At 64.9% G+C, this 14,449-nt stretch carries 12 protein-coding genes and 1 tRNA gene; 6 read left to right on the top strand and 7 right to left on the bottom strand.

Features of this window, described 5'->3' with window-relative positions; translation table 11 throughout:
* Window positions 1–8 precede the first annotated feature (8 nt).
* A complete protein-coding gene (locus AC1MB9_RS16375; protein WP_479962966.1) occupies window positions 9–389 on the bottom strand; it encodes a hypothetical protein in 381 nt (126 codons plus the stop codon).
* A 211-nt stretch (window positions 390–600) separates the two neighbouring features.
* Window positions 601–810, bottom strand: coding sequence for a helix-turn-helix transcriptional regulator (locus AC1MB9_RS16370; RefSeq protein WP_134441123.1), 210 nt, complete (start codon window positions 808–810; stop codon window positions 601–603).
* A gap of 104 nt (window positions 811–914) precedes the next feature.
* Between AC1MB9_RS16370 and AC1MB9_RS16365 the strand changes: the two genes are divergently transcribed.
* The 3 genes from AC1MB9_RS16365 to AC1MB9_RS16355 all read left to right on the top strand — a co-directional run bounded on the left by AC1MB9_RS16365 (window position 915) and on the right by AC1MB9_RS16355 (window position 3,367).
* Window positions 915–1,514: a helix-turn-helix domain-containing protein gene (locus AC1MB9_RS16365; RefSeq protein ID WP_479962965.1), complete on the top strand. Its 600-nt coding sequence runs from the start codon at window positions 915–917 to the stop codon at window positions 1,512–1,514.
* Window positions 1,515–1,586: 72 nt separating this feature from the next.
* Entirely contained in the window at window positions 1,587–2,174 is a 588-nt protein-coding gene (locus AC1MB9_RS16360) for a helix-turn-helix domain-containing protein (RefSeq protein ID WP_479962964.1), read from the top strand.
* 77 nt (window positions 2,175–2,251) lie between these two features.
* Window positions 2,252–3,367, top strand: a complete 1,116-nt coding sequence (locus AC1MB9_RS16355; RefSeq protein WP_479962963.1) for a tyrosine-type recombinase/integrase — start codon at window positions 2,252–2,254, stop codon at window positions 3,365–3,367.
* A 259-nt stretch (window positions 3,368–3,626) separates the two neighbouring features.
* On the opposite strand, the gene AC1MB9_RS16350 is transcribed toward AC1MB9_RS16355, so the two are convergent.
* Window positions 3,627–3,716, bottom strand: a tRNA-Ser gene (locus tag AC1MB9_RS16350).
* Window positions 3,717–3,801: 85 nt separating this feature from the next.
* Between AC1MB9_RS16350 and AC1MB9_RS16345 the strand changes: the two genes are divergently transcribed.
* The 3 genes from AC1MB9_RS16345 to AC1MB9_RS16335 all read left to right on the top strand — a co-directional run bounded on the left by AC1MB9_RS16345 (window position 3,802) and on the right by AC1MB9_RS16335 (window position 7,627).
* Window positions 3,802–4,587 (top strand): SGNH/GDSL hydrolase family protein, encoded by a 786-nt coding sequence (locus AC1MB9_RS16345; RefSeq protein ID WP_479962962.1) that lies wholly within the window; start codon window positions 3,802–3,804, stop codon window positions 4,585–4,587.
* A gap of 10 nt (window positions 4,588–4,597) precedes the next feature.
* Window positions 4,598–5,962: a DNA repair protein RadA gene (radA, locus tag AC1MB9_RS16340; protein WP_479962961.1), complete on the top strand. Its 1,365-nt coding sequence runs from the start codon at window positions 4,598–4,600 to the stop codon at window positions 5,960–5,962.
* Window positions 5,963–6,133: 171 nt separating this feature from the next.
* Entirely contained in the window at window positions 6,134–7,627 is a 1,494-nt protein-coding gene (locus AC1MB9_RS16335) for an HNH endonuclease signature motif containing protein (RefSeq protein ID WP_479962960.1), read from the top strand.
* Window positions 7,628–7,684: 57 nt separating this feature from the next.
* On the opposite strand, the gene AC1MB9_RS16330 is transcribed toward AC1MB9_RS16335, so the two are convergent.
* The 4 genes from AC1MB9_RS16330 to AC1MB9_RS16315 form a co-directional block, all read right to left on the bottom strand.
* Window positions 7,685–8,125 (bottom strand): SseB family protein, encoded by a 441-nt coding sequence (locus tag AC1MB9_RS16330; RefSeq protein ID WP_479962959.1) that lies wholly within the window; start codon window positions 8,123–8,125, stop codon window positions 7,685–7,687.
* 77 nt (window positions 8,126–8,202) lie between these two features.
* On the bottom strand, window positions 8,203–8,835 hold the full coding sequence (locus tag AC1MB9_RS16325; protein ID WP_479962958.1) for a hypothetical protein: 633 nt from the start codon (window positions 8,833–8,835) through the stop codon (window positions 8,203–8,205).
* A 136-nt stretch (window positions 8,836–8,971) separates the two neighbouring features.
* Window positions 8,972–13,783, bottom strand: coding sequence for an ExeM/NucH family extracellular endonuclease (locus AC1MB9_RS16320; protein ID WP_479962957.1), 4,812 nt, complete (start codon window positions 13,781–13,783; stop codon window positions 8,972–8,974).
* Between the two features lie 123 nt (window positions 13,784–13,906).
* Complete coding sequence (locus AC1MB9_RS16315; RefSeq protein WP_479962956.1) at window positions 13,907–14,437, bottom strand: amino-acid N-acetyltransferase; 531 nt, start codon at window positions 14,435–14,437, stop codon at window positions 13,907–13,909.
* Between the last annotated feature and the right edge of the window lie 12 nt (window positions 14,438–14,449).

Below are 14,449 nucleotides of genomic sequence, written 5' to 3'. Positions count from 1 at the left end.
ACGGCCCCCTACGGGGGCCGCTCGCCGGCCCCCAAACGTCCTCGCCGAAGCATCGGAATGACGTTAGTTTCATACCCCCGGTGACCGCCCGGTTTTCTGCTGTCGACGAGCAGATTGAACTCGGCATTGTGGCCGCGATGGCCGGAGCTGACTCTCTCGATAGCGCCGCTGGCGACGAGTTCTGCAATCGCCCGCTTGACCGAATGGTGTGCCGATTCTGATCCGTTGTCAGGAGCCAGATAACCCAGGGCGATCGCCGATGATTCTCGGGATGCGAAGTACCGGCGCGGCGGTTGATTACCTGGGTTGTCGGTGTCGTCCCAGCTTTCCAGCGCCATGTGCAGCAATAGCCGGGTCGCCGCGTGCCCCAAACCCAAACGTGCAGCCACGAGAACGGCACCCTTCGCCGCATAGAGGCCCACCGCGCTCTCACCCACCAGGTCGGGTGCGAAGCATTGCGAGATGGCAGAATTTCAGTACTCTGGTCATAGATCAGATCCTTTGCGGGTGTTCGATCCTTGCCCCGGGGTGCAACCCGGGGCTTTTTCTTTGGCCTACCGCCAGCCGGCGTTCTCGGCGCTGGCAGCAGGAGGAGCGGCCTCACCGGGCCACGAGGGCGGGTTCGCCCGTCTGCACTTGGGCGCTCGCCTCGATCCAAGCGATGATCTCGGACCTCTTGTAGAGGACCTTCTTCGGGGTCGGCTTGTAGAACCGGGGACCGCGGCCGTTATAGCGCAGCTGAGCCAGGCCGCCGACAGTCAAGCCGGTGAGTTCCGCCGCGACAATCGGGAGAACGAATTCTTCACTCATCACTACTTCCCTTCGTTGACACGAGACACTCGTTATCTCGTGTTGCGATCACAATAAAACGCTTCTGACTGTTTGACAAGGGTCAATCCCTGTACGGTGTCGACATGACAGGTTTTGTGAGGCAGTCTGGCATTGGCGAGCGGATTCAAGCCATCCGGAAACGGCATGGCATCCGCTCCGCCAAGGACCTCGCCGACCTCATGCCCGGCGGAAACGTCACCGAAGCCATCCTGCAAAACCTCGAAGCCGGCCGCAAACAAGACCTCTCGGTCAGCCAACTCCTGAACATCTCCCACGCCCTACGCGTCCCACCGGTCTTTCTCCTGGCACCGATCGGACGCCCACAGGACCCGCTCGACCTGGTCAACCTCAGCGATACCTTCGAGGGAATGACCGTCGCTGAATTCGATGCCTGGATCTCCGGGGAAACGAATGGCACCTACCGGTGGCGTGACCTCACTGAACGCGCCGAACGCTCGCAGCTCGAGGCCATGCGCGAGCTGCTCGCCAGCCTGCGCGAGCGCCACCGTCTCACCACCAACATGGTCATCGAGGCGGAACTCACACCGCCCGGCGAGGTCAGCACCGGTCCTGCGATCTGGGACACCACTCAGGAACGACTTGCCGAGGCAAACCGGCGGATCGACCAGCTCAGCAGCTATCTCTCCGACGCGGGCTGGGACCTCGAAGGATGGGTCAAGTAGGCCGCTAAGTCAGGGCCGAATAACGGTCGTCCGCGTGTGAGCCGTCGGGGTGGCGGCCTCAAGTTGTACTCTGTGCGCGTGACGAACTTTCTGGCGCAGGTTGGGATCGGCGACCGCATCCATGCGATCCGCAAACAGCACGGCATCCGGTCGGCCAAAGCCTTGGCCGACCTCATCCCGGGTGACAATGTCACCGAATCGATCGTGCAGAATATCGAAGCCGGCCGTAAGGACGACCTTCTCGTCAGCCAACTCCTGAACATCGCCAAAGCTCTCCGGGTCACGCCGATTTTCCTGCTCACCCCTATCGCCACACCATCAGCCCGTCTCGACATCGCGAACCTCAGCTCGAGCTTCGATGACATGACCGTGGTCCAGTTCGATGCCTGGATCTCAGGCGAGCCCGACGGCGCCTACGAGTGGAGGACCCTCGCCGAGCGTTCCGAGCGCACCCAGCTGCACGCGATGCGAGAACTGCACGAACAGATCCGCGAGCGCAGGAGACTGGCAGCCAAACTCGATGCCGCGATCGACACCGGCGGAGGCGACCACGCTGGGGACACGACCAAGGGCCGACTTAAGGAAGCCGACCGGCGCATCGCGCAGCTCACGTCCTACCTTGTCTCCGCCGGCTGGTGCCTCGAAGGTTGGGTCGACTAAGCGCATTATCGACATGTCGGTGGGTGCGAGGAGAGTGAGTCTAGAATCACGATCATTGAGTATCCCGAGGTGAGGTCATGGGAACGATTTCGGCGTATGAGACAGCCTCTGGCAAGCGTTACCGTGTGCGGTATCGCAAGCCCGATCGTTCGCAAACCGACAAGCGAGGCTTCAGAACAAAACTTGAGGCTGAGCGTTTTCTCGCTTCAACGGAGGTTTCGAAGTCGCGGGGTGAGTTTGTCGACGTCTCGACCGGGCGCATCACAATTGGGCGGCTGGGTGACGATTGGCTGACGCACCGGGGTCATCTGAAGGCATCTTCTGCTCGGCCTCTTGAAATTGCTTGGCGCCTGCACGTAGCGCCGCGGTGGGCGGCCATCCCTGTCGCTGACGTTCGCTACAGCGACGTGCAAACGTGGGTCACGGATATGCATCTCGTGCGAAAGATGAGCCCCACATCTGTGCTGCGCGCCTACGGAGTCTTGGCCTCGATCCTCGACGTAGCGGTACGTGACCGTCGCGTGCTGTCCAACGCTGCGCGCGGCGTGAAGCTCCCTCGAAAAGTGGGCAAGGAACACATTTACCTATCCCACCAGCAGGTTGCTCTCTTGGCCAGTCATTGTCCAAGGAACAGCACAATGGTCGAATTCCTCGCGTATACCGGCCTCCGGTGGGGTGAGATGACAGCACTGCGGGTCAAAGACCTGGACTTTACCCGCCGACGAGCAAACGTGCACCTGAATGCTGTGGGTGTGGGCGGGGCTTTCGTGCTGGGAACGCCAAAGTCGCACGAGTCCCGAAGCGTCCCCTTTCCAGGATTTCTCTCGGCCCCACTGAAGGAATTATGTACCGGCAAAGCGGCAGACAGCCTGGTCTTCGGCACTGGCATCGCGTTTGTTCGACCGCCAGATAGCCGCCGCGGCTGGTGGATGGCGGCGCTCAAGAAGTGTCAGATCGACGATCCCAATTTTCCGTCGATCACCCGTCATGACCTCCGGCACACGGCGGCAAGTCTGGCGATTTCGGCCGGCGCAAACGTGAAAGCCGTTCAGCGAATGTTGGGGCACTCGTCCGCCGCGATGACACTGGATACCTATGCCGACCTCTTTGACGATGACCTGGATCGCGTCGGCAACGCCCTCGACGAAGCGCGCATGCGTTCCACGACGACGTTTGGTTCGACTTCGGTCTAGTTTCAACCAGCTCACCAGCAACGCGGAGAACGACCGCTTTGCCGATCCGGGACGCCGAAAGAAACCGAATTCTCGACAATTCACTGGCCGCAATATGCGCGACCTGGACTTGCCCGAAACCGCCGTGTGATCACGATGTGGAGTCTTTTCTATGTCCAAAATTTTTTGAAGTGTGGGCAAAATGTGGGCAAAATGACCATCCGGGCAAAACGAAACCCCCTACTCCCCAGTGAAACACTGGGCTGTAGGGGGTTTTTCGTGGCGGTACCGGTGGGATTTGAACCCACGGTGGAGTCTCCCCCACACGACTTTTCGAGAGTCGCACCTTCGGCCGCTCGGACACGGTACCGGGAGAGAGCTTAGTTCACTCTGCGGCCCCGCGCGAATCGAGATTCTCCCTTCCCCGTTTCATCTGGTCGCTGTACTCTCAGCTCGTGAGAATTCTGAGTCCCGGCATGCGTGCCGCCTTCATTGCGGTCGGCATCGGCACGGCCGCAGCTTTGCAGCTCAAGGGGTTTCGTGAGCGACTGGCGATCGGCGCCGCCGACCTGAACGAAACCCTTCCCGTGCACTCATTGTGGTGGCGCAACCATGCCAAGGAGCGCGGCGAGCTGCTCTACGTGGCAGTCGGCGACAGCGCCGCGCAGGGGATCGGTGCGAGCCGCCCGAACAACAGCTACGTGGGGCTTCTCGCCGACCAGGTGCGGACCCGCACCGGCCGTACGGTGCGCGTGGTCAATCTCAGCGTGTCGGGTGCCACGGTGGACCTCGCCGTGCGCGACCAGTTGCCTCGATTCGGAACCCTCTCCCCCGACCTCGTCACCGTCGCCATCGGTGCGAACGACATTGCGCAGTGGGATGCCGCCCTGTTCGAAGCGGGAATTCGTCGCGTATTCGGGGCACTTCCGAGCCATGCGCTCGTGGCGGAACTGCCCTGCTTTCACCTGCCGTCGGCCGAGCGCAAGGTGGCCGTGGCCAACGGCGTCGTGCACGCCGTTGCGGCCGAGCTGGGCCTGACCGTGGTGCCCCTGCACGCTGCCACAAAACGATCGGGACTGCGCAGTGTGGCAACGCACGTGGCGAAGGACCTGTTTCACCCCAACGATCTCGGCTACCGCGTCTGGGCCGACGCCTTCCTCCCGTCTCTCACCGCACTGGTCGACAGCCGTTTCACCCCCAGCGATGGCCCCGCGCCGGAGACTGTCGGAGGCCGCGGCTAGGCTCGATTGCATGGCTAAACTCGTCTCCAACTTCCGCTGCACGGAGTGCGGCTGGACCACACCCAAATGGGCCGGCCGCTGCGGCGAGTGCCAGCAGTGGGGCACGGTGCAAGACGCCGGTCAGTCGGCCGGCGTGATCCGCTCGCTCAAGGCAACGCCGGTCGTCGGCGACGACATCGCCCGCCCCATCACGCACGCCCGAACGGACGCCGCCGATCACTGGCCCACCGGAATCAACGAGTTCGACCGTGTGCTGGGTGGTGGCATCGTTCCCGGCTCGGTCATTCTGCTCAGCGGTGAGCCCGGCGTGGGCAAGTCCACCCTGCTGCTCGAGGTCGCTTCCAAGGCCGCGGCGGCCAAATCCCGCGTGCTCTATGTGAGCGCCGAGGAGTCCGTGAACCAGGTGCGCCTGCGCGCCGAACGTACCAACGCCCTGCAGGAAGAGCTGTATATCGCCGCCGAAACCGACCTCGGCACCATTCTCGGCCAGATTGACGCGATCAAACCCGACCTGCTCATTGTCGACTCGGTACAAACGGTGTCGAGCGCACTCTCCGAGGGCTCTGCGGGCATGCCCAGCCAGGTGCGAGAGGTGGCCTCCACGCTGATTCGCCTGGCCAAAGACCGCGACCTGCCCGTGCTGCTCGTGGGCCACGTCACCAAAGACGGCTCGATCGCGGGACCGCGCGTGCTGGAGCACCTGGTCGACGTCGTGTGTCAGTTCGAAGGCGACCGGCAGACCGCCCTGCGTTTCGTGCGCGCGCTGAAGAACCGTTTTGGTCCCACCGACGAGGTGGGTTGCTTCACGATGACGGGTGAGGGTATCGAAGAGGTACCGGACCCGAGCGGGCTGTTCCTGAGCCGCGGCGCCGAGCCGGTGTACGGCACGTGCGTCACCATCACCATGGAGGGTCGCCGGGCGATGCCCGTTGAGGTGCAGGCGCTCGTCACGAAGACCTCCGCCCCGAACCCGCGGCGCGTCACCAGTGGGATCGACGCCTCGCGTGTGGCCATGCTGCTGGCCGTGCTGCAGGAGCGCGTCAACATGGACCTCTCCGGCATGGACGTGTACGTGTCGACCGTGGGAGGGATCCGCCTCACCGAACCGGCCGCCGACCTCGCCATCGCCCTGGCGATTGCCTCGGCGATGACATCGCTGCCGATCGGGCACGAGGTCGTGGCTTTTGGCGAGATCAGCCTGGCCGGCGAAATCCGCGGCACGTCCGCGGCCAAACAGCGCGCCAGCGAGGCGAAGCGGCTGGGTTTCGACACCCACGTGGATGCCGCGAGCGGGTCGATCCAGGCGGCCGTCGCGTACGCGCTCACCACCGGCCGCGACCCACGCGAGGCGGAGCTTGATGAGGCTTTTCGGTAGCGTCGACGTGTCGGGTGGCAGTTCGACCGGCCGGGCATGACGCCGGCGTTGTAGCACCGGACCCGGATGCCGTCACGAGGTGCGGCGTCCGTGTGGTTCCACGGAAGCGACGTAGGCCAACGCTCGAATCGGCCACCGGTCAGTGTCAGTGGTGCCTGTCACACTTATCTCATGACAACCACCATCGAAGGTGTTTTCGTTGGTTTGACCGGGTCGCTGGCCCGATCGAACATAGCCGCGGCGTCATTCGCGGAGCTCTCCGACGACGAGTCGGAGAACACCCATCGGGCCATCGCGCGCCTCTCCCGCGAGGTCGCCACGTACCTCGCCCTGTCGGCGGCAAATGTCGCCGCCCGCTCCGACTGGCAGCTCGGCCGCGAGGGCCTCGCCAGAAAGAAGGGTTACGGCTCCGCAGAGGACCACGTGCAGGCGCTCGGCGGAGGTGGCGGCGGCACGAAGGCCGACACCCGCCGCCTGATCGAGGCCGGAACCATGGCCACCGAAGCCCAAACCGCCCGCGAACGCCAAAAGCAGGCCGAGACTCACTCTAGTGAGCACCCGGACGCGCCGCCGGTGGACGTGCACGTGCCCTGGTTCGCGCCGCTCGGCACAGCAGTCGCCGATGGAACCCTCAGCACGGACGCGGCCACGGCCATTCGCCGGGGCCTCGGCGAACCGGCGATCGGGGTCACCGAGGAGATGCTCGCCGACGCGGTCGTTGCCCTGATCGCCCAGTGCTGCACCGGGAACGCCGACCAGGCCGCGAAGGCGGCGCGGCAGTGTCGGGACTCCATCGATGCAGCCGGAGTCGCCTCCCGGGCCGACGCCATGCGCGCCCGCCAGTACCTGCGGGTGTGGGACAAGCCCGACGGCATGTTGCACGGGAGCTTCGAACTGGACCCGGAGAACGGTGCCTACTTCCGGGACTTCCTGTTGCGGACCACCGGGCCCCGCACCGGCGGACCGAGGTTTGTGGAGAAGGGCGAGAAGGAACGCGCGCACCGCATCATCGACGACCCCCGCTCCACGGACCAGATTGCGGCCGAGGCACTGATCGAGGTGATCAAGGTCGCCGCGGCCGCCGACCCCGGCACCCTCTTCGGCCGCATTCGCCCGTCGGTGAAGCTCGTTGTCACTGCGACAGACTCTCCGGCACCGACACCCTCGCGTGGTGCCTCGGGCCACCTGGTTCTGACTGACGGGTTCATCGAAGGAACCCCGGACGCGATCCCAACGACCACCATCGACCGGTCGATCTGCAACGCCGGTTTCATCCCGGTGCTGTTCAGCAGGGCCGGCACCGTGCTGGATGTAGGCAGGGAACAGCGCCTCTTTTCGCAGGCACAGCGCGCGGCACTCGCGCTTCGCGACGGCGGGTGTCTCTGGCCCGACTGTCACCGCCCGCCCAGCCACTGCGAAGCGCATCATTTGCACGGATGGGCAGACGACGGCGGGCTCACCAATCTTGACGACGGTATCCTGCTCTGCGCCCGCGATCACCTCCGACTGCACAACGACGGGTGGCAGATCACCCGCGTCGGTACCGGTAGCGGCATGGATTACTGGCTGATCCCACCGTCGACGGCCGACCCCACGCGCACTCCGATCCGGCTGGCCGGAATATCACCACTGAGGTCGCGGTCGCCGCTGCGACAAGGCTCCTGAGACCGACGACGGTTACGTGCCGGCCGATCGCGTCACTGAGGTGACGGTCGGGTCGCGTCAGTCGAGGCTGCTGATGTCCTGCGCGGTATTCTCGTCGGGTTGCTCGCCGAGGGCCCGCATGAGGTCGGCCGGGGCCGCCTGCATGACGTGGGGTCCGGCGATGTCGAAGAACACCATCTCGAGGGTGCTTTCGTGCACGGTGAGGAACTCGCGCAGCCACTGGCCGTCGCCCACCATCACCTGCGGATTCACGTCGTCGGGCACCATCCGGGCATAGTTCTCCGCGGACGAGAAAAGAAGCAGCATGCGCTTGTCGGTCCCCTCGCGGCCGAAGACGCGCACCTGCTCGGCTTGCCCGTTGACCACGAGCTGCGGAATGATCATCACGTCGTTGCGCAGCGCATAGGCGACCGCCACCACATCCTGGGCTGCGAGGGCTGCGGCGAGGGCTTCGGAGTGCGTTGGGGTGGCAGGGTCTGGGGAGAGAGAATCGGTCACCCCTTCATTCAATCAGGCCGCGCCCGACCTGCCCAGTCCGCAGGGCACGCCCCGAGCGAACGGGCGGAGCGAGCGCTCTAGTAGAGCAGGATCTGCTTGGGACTTGCCGAGGCGATGCCGTCGACGGTGACGTTGAGAAAATAGGAGGCGCCGCTGCCGGGTGCCGCCTCGCGCGTCGGGTTGTCGCAGGTGTCCACGGCGGATCGAGTGCGGTCCCACGCGATTGGCGTCGAAGAGCTCACGGCCACGCCGGGCTTGAGTGTGACCTCGGAGTCGGCGGCATCGGTCTGGCAGTCCGTTGACGTCCAGTACGTGTCGCTGCCGCTCGTCACGGTGAAAACCTGCTGAGCGGTGCCGGCATTGATCACGCAGCCGGTGGAACCATTGTTGGTGAGGCTCAGGGAGAGCTGAGGCAGCTCCCCTGGTTCGTATGAGCTCTTGTCGGTCAGCGCCTCTACCGTCACATTGGCGGCGTCACACGGAGCGCCGTCGACCGCGGCCACCGCAGATGGCGTCGGACTGGCCGAGGCATCCGTGGCGTTGCTTGACGGCGATGCCCCCGGGCCCGGTTCTCCGCCACTCGCGGCGGGTTTCACGATCACCAGGGTGACGACCACCACCACGGCGAGAAGTCCGAGTAACGCTACGAGACGACGGCGCCGGTACACCTTGTTGGACTGGCGGCCGTGAGGCTGCTTGATCGTCGACATGCCCCTAGGTTAATGATGTTCGGAGCCCGCACCCGGTAATGGTGAGCGTGTCGGATGCATTTGCCGTCGGAATGCACGCGGCCCGCCTACCACCGGAGAAGTTCCGGTGGCAGGCGGGCCGTGTCACCCCGCGCGGTTAGCGGTGGTGGTAGGAGGAGTGCGAGTAGGAGGAGGAGTGCGAGTTGGCGCTGGAGTACCAGTTGTAGTGCCCGTGCTTCGGGGGCTTGTGTGCCTTCTTGGCCTTATCCACCTTGAAGTCGGTCCAGCCGATCACGCCACCGTCCGCATTCTGAGCGGACAGAGTGTAGTTGCCGTGCTTGAGGCCATCGGCGAGCGTGACGCTCACGGTGCCCTCAGCGCTCACGAGCAACCAACCGCCCAGATTGTCAGCCTTCTTCTTGGAGTACACCCACACCGACACGTACTCTCCGGCGTGCTTCACCCCGACATCAACAACCACGGTGGCACCGGCTCGGTACGAGCTCTCGTCGGTGTCGATGCGGTTCTTCAGGTGCTTGGTGAGCGACTTCGCGGGGGCTGCGGTGGGCGCATCCCCCGGTTCGGCGCTCACGGCCACCGCGATCGCCAGGCGCACGATGGTCCCCGACTCTGCGGCGGTCATCTCGAGCACGCTGTTTTCGACGGCATCGGTCGGCACCGTCACCGTGACGGTAGCCGTGCCCGTGGCGTCAACAGATGCCGTACCCACATCGGTGCCCGACCAGCGCAACGCGAGCTGTGTGTTCTTCGGGGCGCCGAGCGATGTGAGGTTGAGGCTGCCCACCGTGAAGGTGATCGTGTCACCCGGGTTGACGGCCGTCGTGGGTGCGCCGGTGATCGACGCCTGGTTGGCCTTGAACGACGGGGACAGCGGGCTGTTGGTCTGGATGTAGGAGATCCAGGCCTCCCGGTCAACGAGACCGGAGTCGCGGGTGTTGGTGCCGTTGGTGAACTCGCGGAAGTTGTCGCCTCCCGTGAGCAGGAAGTTGAACGAACCGATGCGGTAGGACTGCGCCGGGTCGATCTGCGTCCCGTCGATCCAGATGCCCGTGATGCGGTCTCCCGCGGCACGGCCGGCATCGAACGTGTAGTTCACGTTGTCGCTCAGGCCCAGCTGCAGGAACGGCCGGCTCGGAATCGTGCCGTCCGCGTTGGTCTGCCACTGCTGCTCGAGAACCGTCTTGAACTGTGCACCGGTGAGGCTCGTGGTCCAGAGGTTGTTCAGGAACGGCAGCACCGCGTTCGCCTCGGCGTAGGTGATCACGCCGTCGGGAGCGAACGAGAGATCAGCACGCATACCACCGGGGTTGACCACGCCGATTTCAGCGCCGCCGATGGCGGGGTCGGCCAGGGATGCGCGCAGCGAGTTCGCGACGAGCGTGCCCAGGGTCGAGGGAGCCATCCGGTTTTCGGAGCAGGGTGCCACTCCCCCGACACATGCCCGGGTGATGTCGGCAGTGACGGATCCCACAGGCACGTTGCCCTGGATCGCAGCCTCGGCCAGTGCGGCGGTCGTGATCGACTGCACCTCGGCAGCGCGCGGGTATGCGGCAACCAGATCGGCATCGGCAGCGGTGGAACGCGTCACGTTGCGGTTCTTCACCGTTGTCGTGTCACCGGATGCGATGTCGTAGCTGAGCACGACCTGCCCGATGTGCTCGCCGTAGCTGCCCGTCTGCAGCACCGGACGGGTCACGCCGTCGGCTGCGCCAGGAACCTGTGCGTCCCACGCGTACTGCTTGTGCGTGTGACCGGTGAAGATCGCGTCGACCTCGGCAGAGGTGTCATTCACGATGCTCGCGAAGGCCCCGCCGGCCGCGAGCTCCTGCTCAAGCGTCGCGCCTTCGGGGAGTCCTGCTCCGGCACCCTCGTGGTACTCGGCAATCAAGACGTCCGCTTCGCCGTTCGACGGGTCACCGTCGGTCAGCTGGGCGGCCACGCGGTTGACGGCCGCGACAGGGTCACCGAAACTCAGGCTCGCGATTCCGTTCGGCGAGACGAGCGACGGAGTCTCCTTCGTCACCGCTCCGATCACGCCCACCTGCACGCCGGCCACGTCGAAGATGGCGTATTCCTGCATCGCGGGGGTCTCCGTGCCCACGTCGTAGACGTTGGCGCCGAGGTAGTCGAAGTTGGCTGCGTCGGCCACCCGACCCGTGAGATCAGCGAAACCCTGGTCGAACTCGTGGTTACCCACGCTCGAGGCCGCGAGGCCCAGGGCGTTGAGAACGTTGATCGTCGGCAGGTCCTTCTGCAATGCCGACGCGAAGAGGGAAGCCCCGATGTTGTCGCCGCTCGACAGGAACAGCGAGTTTGCGTCGCCGTACTCGGCCTTCAACTGCTCGACGGTGCCCGCGAACTTGACGGTGTTGCCGTCGATACGTCCGTGGAAGTCGTTGATGTTGAGCAGGTTGAGCTCGACCGAGGTGGGTGTGGCGAGGTTGAGTCCGAGAATGACCGGGTCGTGGTCGGACGAGCGGAAGGGATCTGCCGAGTAGAAGTCCGTCACGTTGTTGTTGTAACGGCTGTACTCGAGGGCGACAGACTCGACCGAGTTGATGTTCCACACGTCGACGTCGTTCACCGTCGCGTCCGCTTCGGGGGAAGCGAACACGTGGTCGAGCGATCCGACCGTGCCGCCGAACGCGTAAGTGTATTCGCCGGTCTTGGCCTCCTGGTTGATGTAGCCGGCGTCCGTGAGAACCTTGATCGGGTCTTCCCGGTCGTAGGCGTTGAAGTCACCGGTGAGGAACACCCGGTCAATGCCTGTGCTGGTCTTCTGGCTGTCGGCGAAGGCGACGAGTGCCTCGGCCTGGTTGACGCGTGAGGCGTTGGATGCCCCCTGGCCGTCTCCCATGTCGGCGTCGACGCCCGTTCCCGAACCCTTCGACTTGAAGTGGTTGACGATGGCGAGGAATCGACTGCCTTCGTCACCGGTCAGCTGGAAGGCCTGAGCGAGCGGCTGGCGCGCGTTGCTGAAAGCGGCCGACCCGGTGAGGATCGTGGAATCTCCCACGGTTTCGACGGTGCCGACCTTATAGATGAACGCGGTGCGGATGACATCCTCGTTGACCGGAAGCGAAGCGGGCGAGGCCACATAGGCCCAGACCGTGCTGCCGGCGGCGGCGTTGAGCGCGTTCACCAGGTTGGAGAGGGCGTCGTCGCGAACCTTGCCGAACGCGGCGGAGTTCTCAATCTCTTCGAGCGACACCACGTCGGCGTCGAGCGCATTGATGGCGGCGACGATCTTGGCCTGCTGGCGCAGGAAGTTCACCTCGTTTGCCGCACCGCGTGCGTCGCATCCGGTGCGAACCGTGATCGGGTTTCCGGCCCGGTCGTTGTAGTAGCTGCAGCCGGAGATGGAGTCGCCGACCGTGGAGAAGTAGTTCAGCACGTTGAAGCTGGCCAGGCGCACGTCACCTCCCACATCTTCGGGAGCGTTGGTACGGGTGTTGGCGAATGTCGCCGGCTGCACCGAGGCGGCATTCGCCGCTGTGAGTGCCTCGCTGGGCTGGAACTTCCACGTGCTGTTACGGTAGTCGAGAATCACGGGCTTCGTGAACGTGACGGCGGCGCCGATGCGGAGCGGGTCGGCGACCGTGAGGTACGGAACCGGGGTGCCCTGGTTGGTGCCGGAGAGGTAGTTCGTGCTCGCACCGTCATCGAGGGTCACGGCCCGTGCGGCGTTGTCCGCGATGGCGGCCGTGTACTCGGCCGATTTCGGTCGTGCGGTCACTGTGGGGTTGACCAGGGGCGTCGTTCCGGCGGCGAGGCCGATCTCGGCGTACTGGTTGGTCGAGTAGTTGTTCGTCACGGTGAAGTCGCCCTGCGGCGCCACCAGCATGCCTTCAAGCGACTCGCGCTGGCCATCCGTCGCGGGCAGCGGCACGGTGGCCGGCGTCGCGCCGACAACGCCGGTCGCGTCGAGCGGCACGATGTCGCCGAGCGACGTCACGTTAAGCTCGGTGAGGCCGAAGTACTCGGTGATGTTTCCGGTGACCGACACGTAGTCGCCCACGGCGACGGATGCGACCAGGCTGCCCGTATAGACGAACACGCCGTCGGACGCGGTGTGCGTGCCCAGGTCAATCGCACCACCGGTTCCGGCGGTCTGCAGGTAGAACCCGGCAAACCCACCGGTCGGGTAGGCGGCCGTGACGATTCCTTGGGTCTTCACCGTGGTGCCGGCGAGGGGGCTCGTGTCTGTCGTGCCCTGGATCGCACTGATCGGCGTCACATCGGTGGGCGCCGGGGTGTCGGTGGGGACCGGCGTCTCGGTGGGTTCGGGTTCGACCGGAGCGGCCGTCTCACCGGCCGCGTTGGTGGGGGTCGGTGTCGCCGTCGTGAAGTCGGCCGCGTTGACGTCGGTGTCAGCGAATGCCGTGCGATTGAGCGAGGTGCTGACGGAAGCGGCGGTGGCCGCCGTTCCCTCGAAGGTGTTGGAGGAGCCGTAGCCGAGCAGGTCGATGATCGCCGGGTTGCCCACAATCGACCCGGTCGGCGGCGCCGTCAAAGCGGTCGACTGGTTCGCGAAGAAGATCGTTCCCGATGCGCCGGCGAAGGAGAAGCCGAGTGCGGCGTCGGGGGTGGGGAGCGTCGCTCCGTTGGCGGCGTTGGAGCTGCCCTGCACCAGGTAGTACGCGCCGGCCTTGATGGTGCCCGACAGCGCGAGCGTGCCGGTGGGGTTGACGGTTCCGCCCGAGGACCGGTACTGAATGGACGTGCCATCCAGCGACACGTCCGACGCGGTCGGATTGTAGAGTTCCACGAACTTATTGAGGTACGTGGCCCCCGAGCTGCCACCGTTCAGGTAGGCCTCGTTGATGATCACGCCGGTGCCGTCAACGCTGGCGGCAGCGGGTAGGGCAACCAGTGGGGCGGCCACAAGGCTCACTCCCAAAATCGCCGCGGAAATGAGCGTCTTGACGCTCCTGGACCGGTTTCTCATTGGTGCCCCTAATGAATTAGCAATGCCCTGAGTGGTCCTCGCAGGATAGCTACAACGCGTGTCCAATAGGTAAACTCGGTGAAATTTGCTCACATGCGCGTTGGCTGGGAGCGGGCCTCAACATCAGACAGACCCGTCGACTGCCGTGACGGCCTTGACCATGCGGGTGTTGCCCAGGGTGTTCGGCTTGACCCGCGCGAGGTCGAGAAACTCGGCGACGCCCTCGTCGTGTGAACGGACGAGTTCGGCGTACACGGCCGGATCCACCGTCTCGGTGCCCATATCGACGAAGCCGTTGCGGCTGAAGAACGGCACCTCGAAGGTGAGGCAGAACAGGCGGGTCAGGCCGAGATCGTGGGCATCCGTTTCGAGGCGCCCGAGCAGGGCACGACCCACGCCGCGGCCCAGCCACGCGGCATCCACGGCCAGCGTACGGACCTCGCCGAGGTCTTCCCAGATGACGTGCACGGCGCCGCACCCGATCAAACGGCCGGTGGAATCTTCGGCGACGCGAAACTCCTGCACGGCCTCGTAGAACACGACGAGGTCCTTGCCGAGCAGGATGCGTTTCTGCACGAGCGGCTCGACGAGCGCCTGTATTCCGGGCACATCGCTGGTGCGAGCGCGGCGCACCGTGAAGTCGTTCTGCGTCATCGGATGCCCCTT

It is taken from the genome of Cryobacterium sp. AP27, assembly GCF_056680495.1.
Note: the sequence above shows the minus strand (reverse complement) of the source record. Positions and strands in the feature narration are given on the sequence as shown.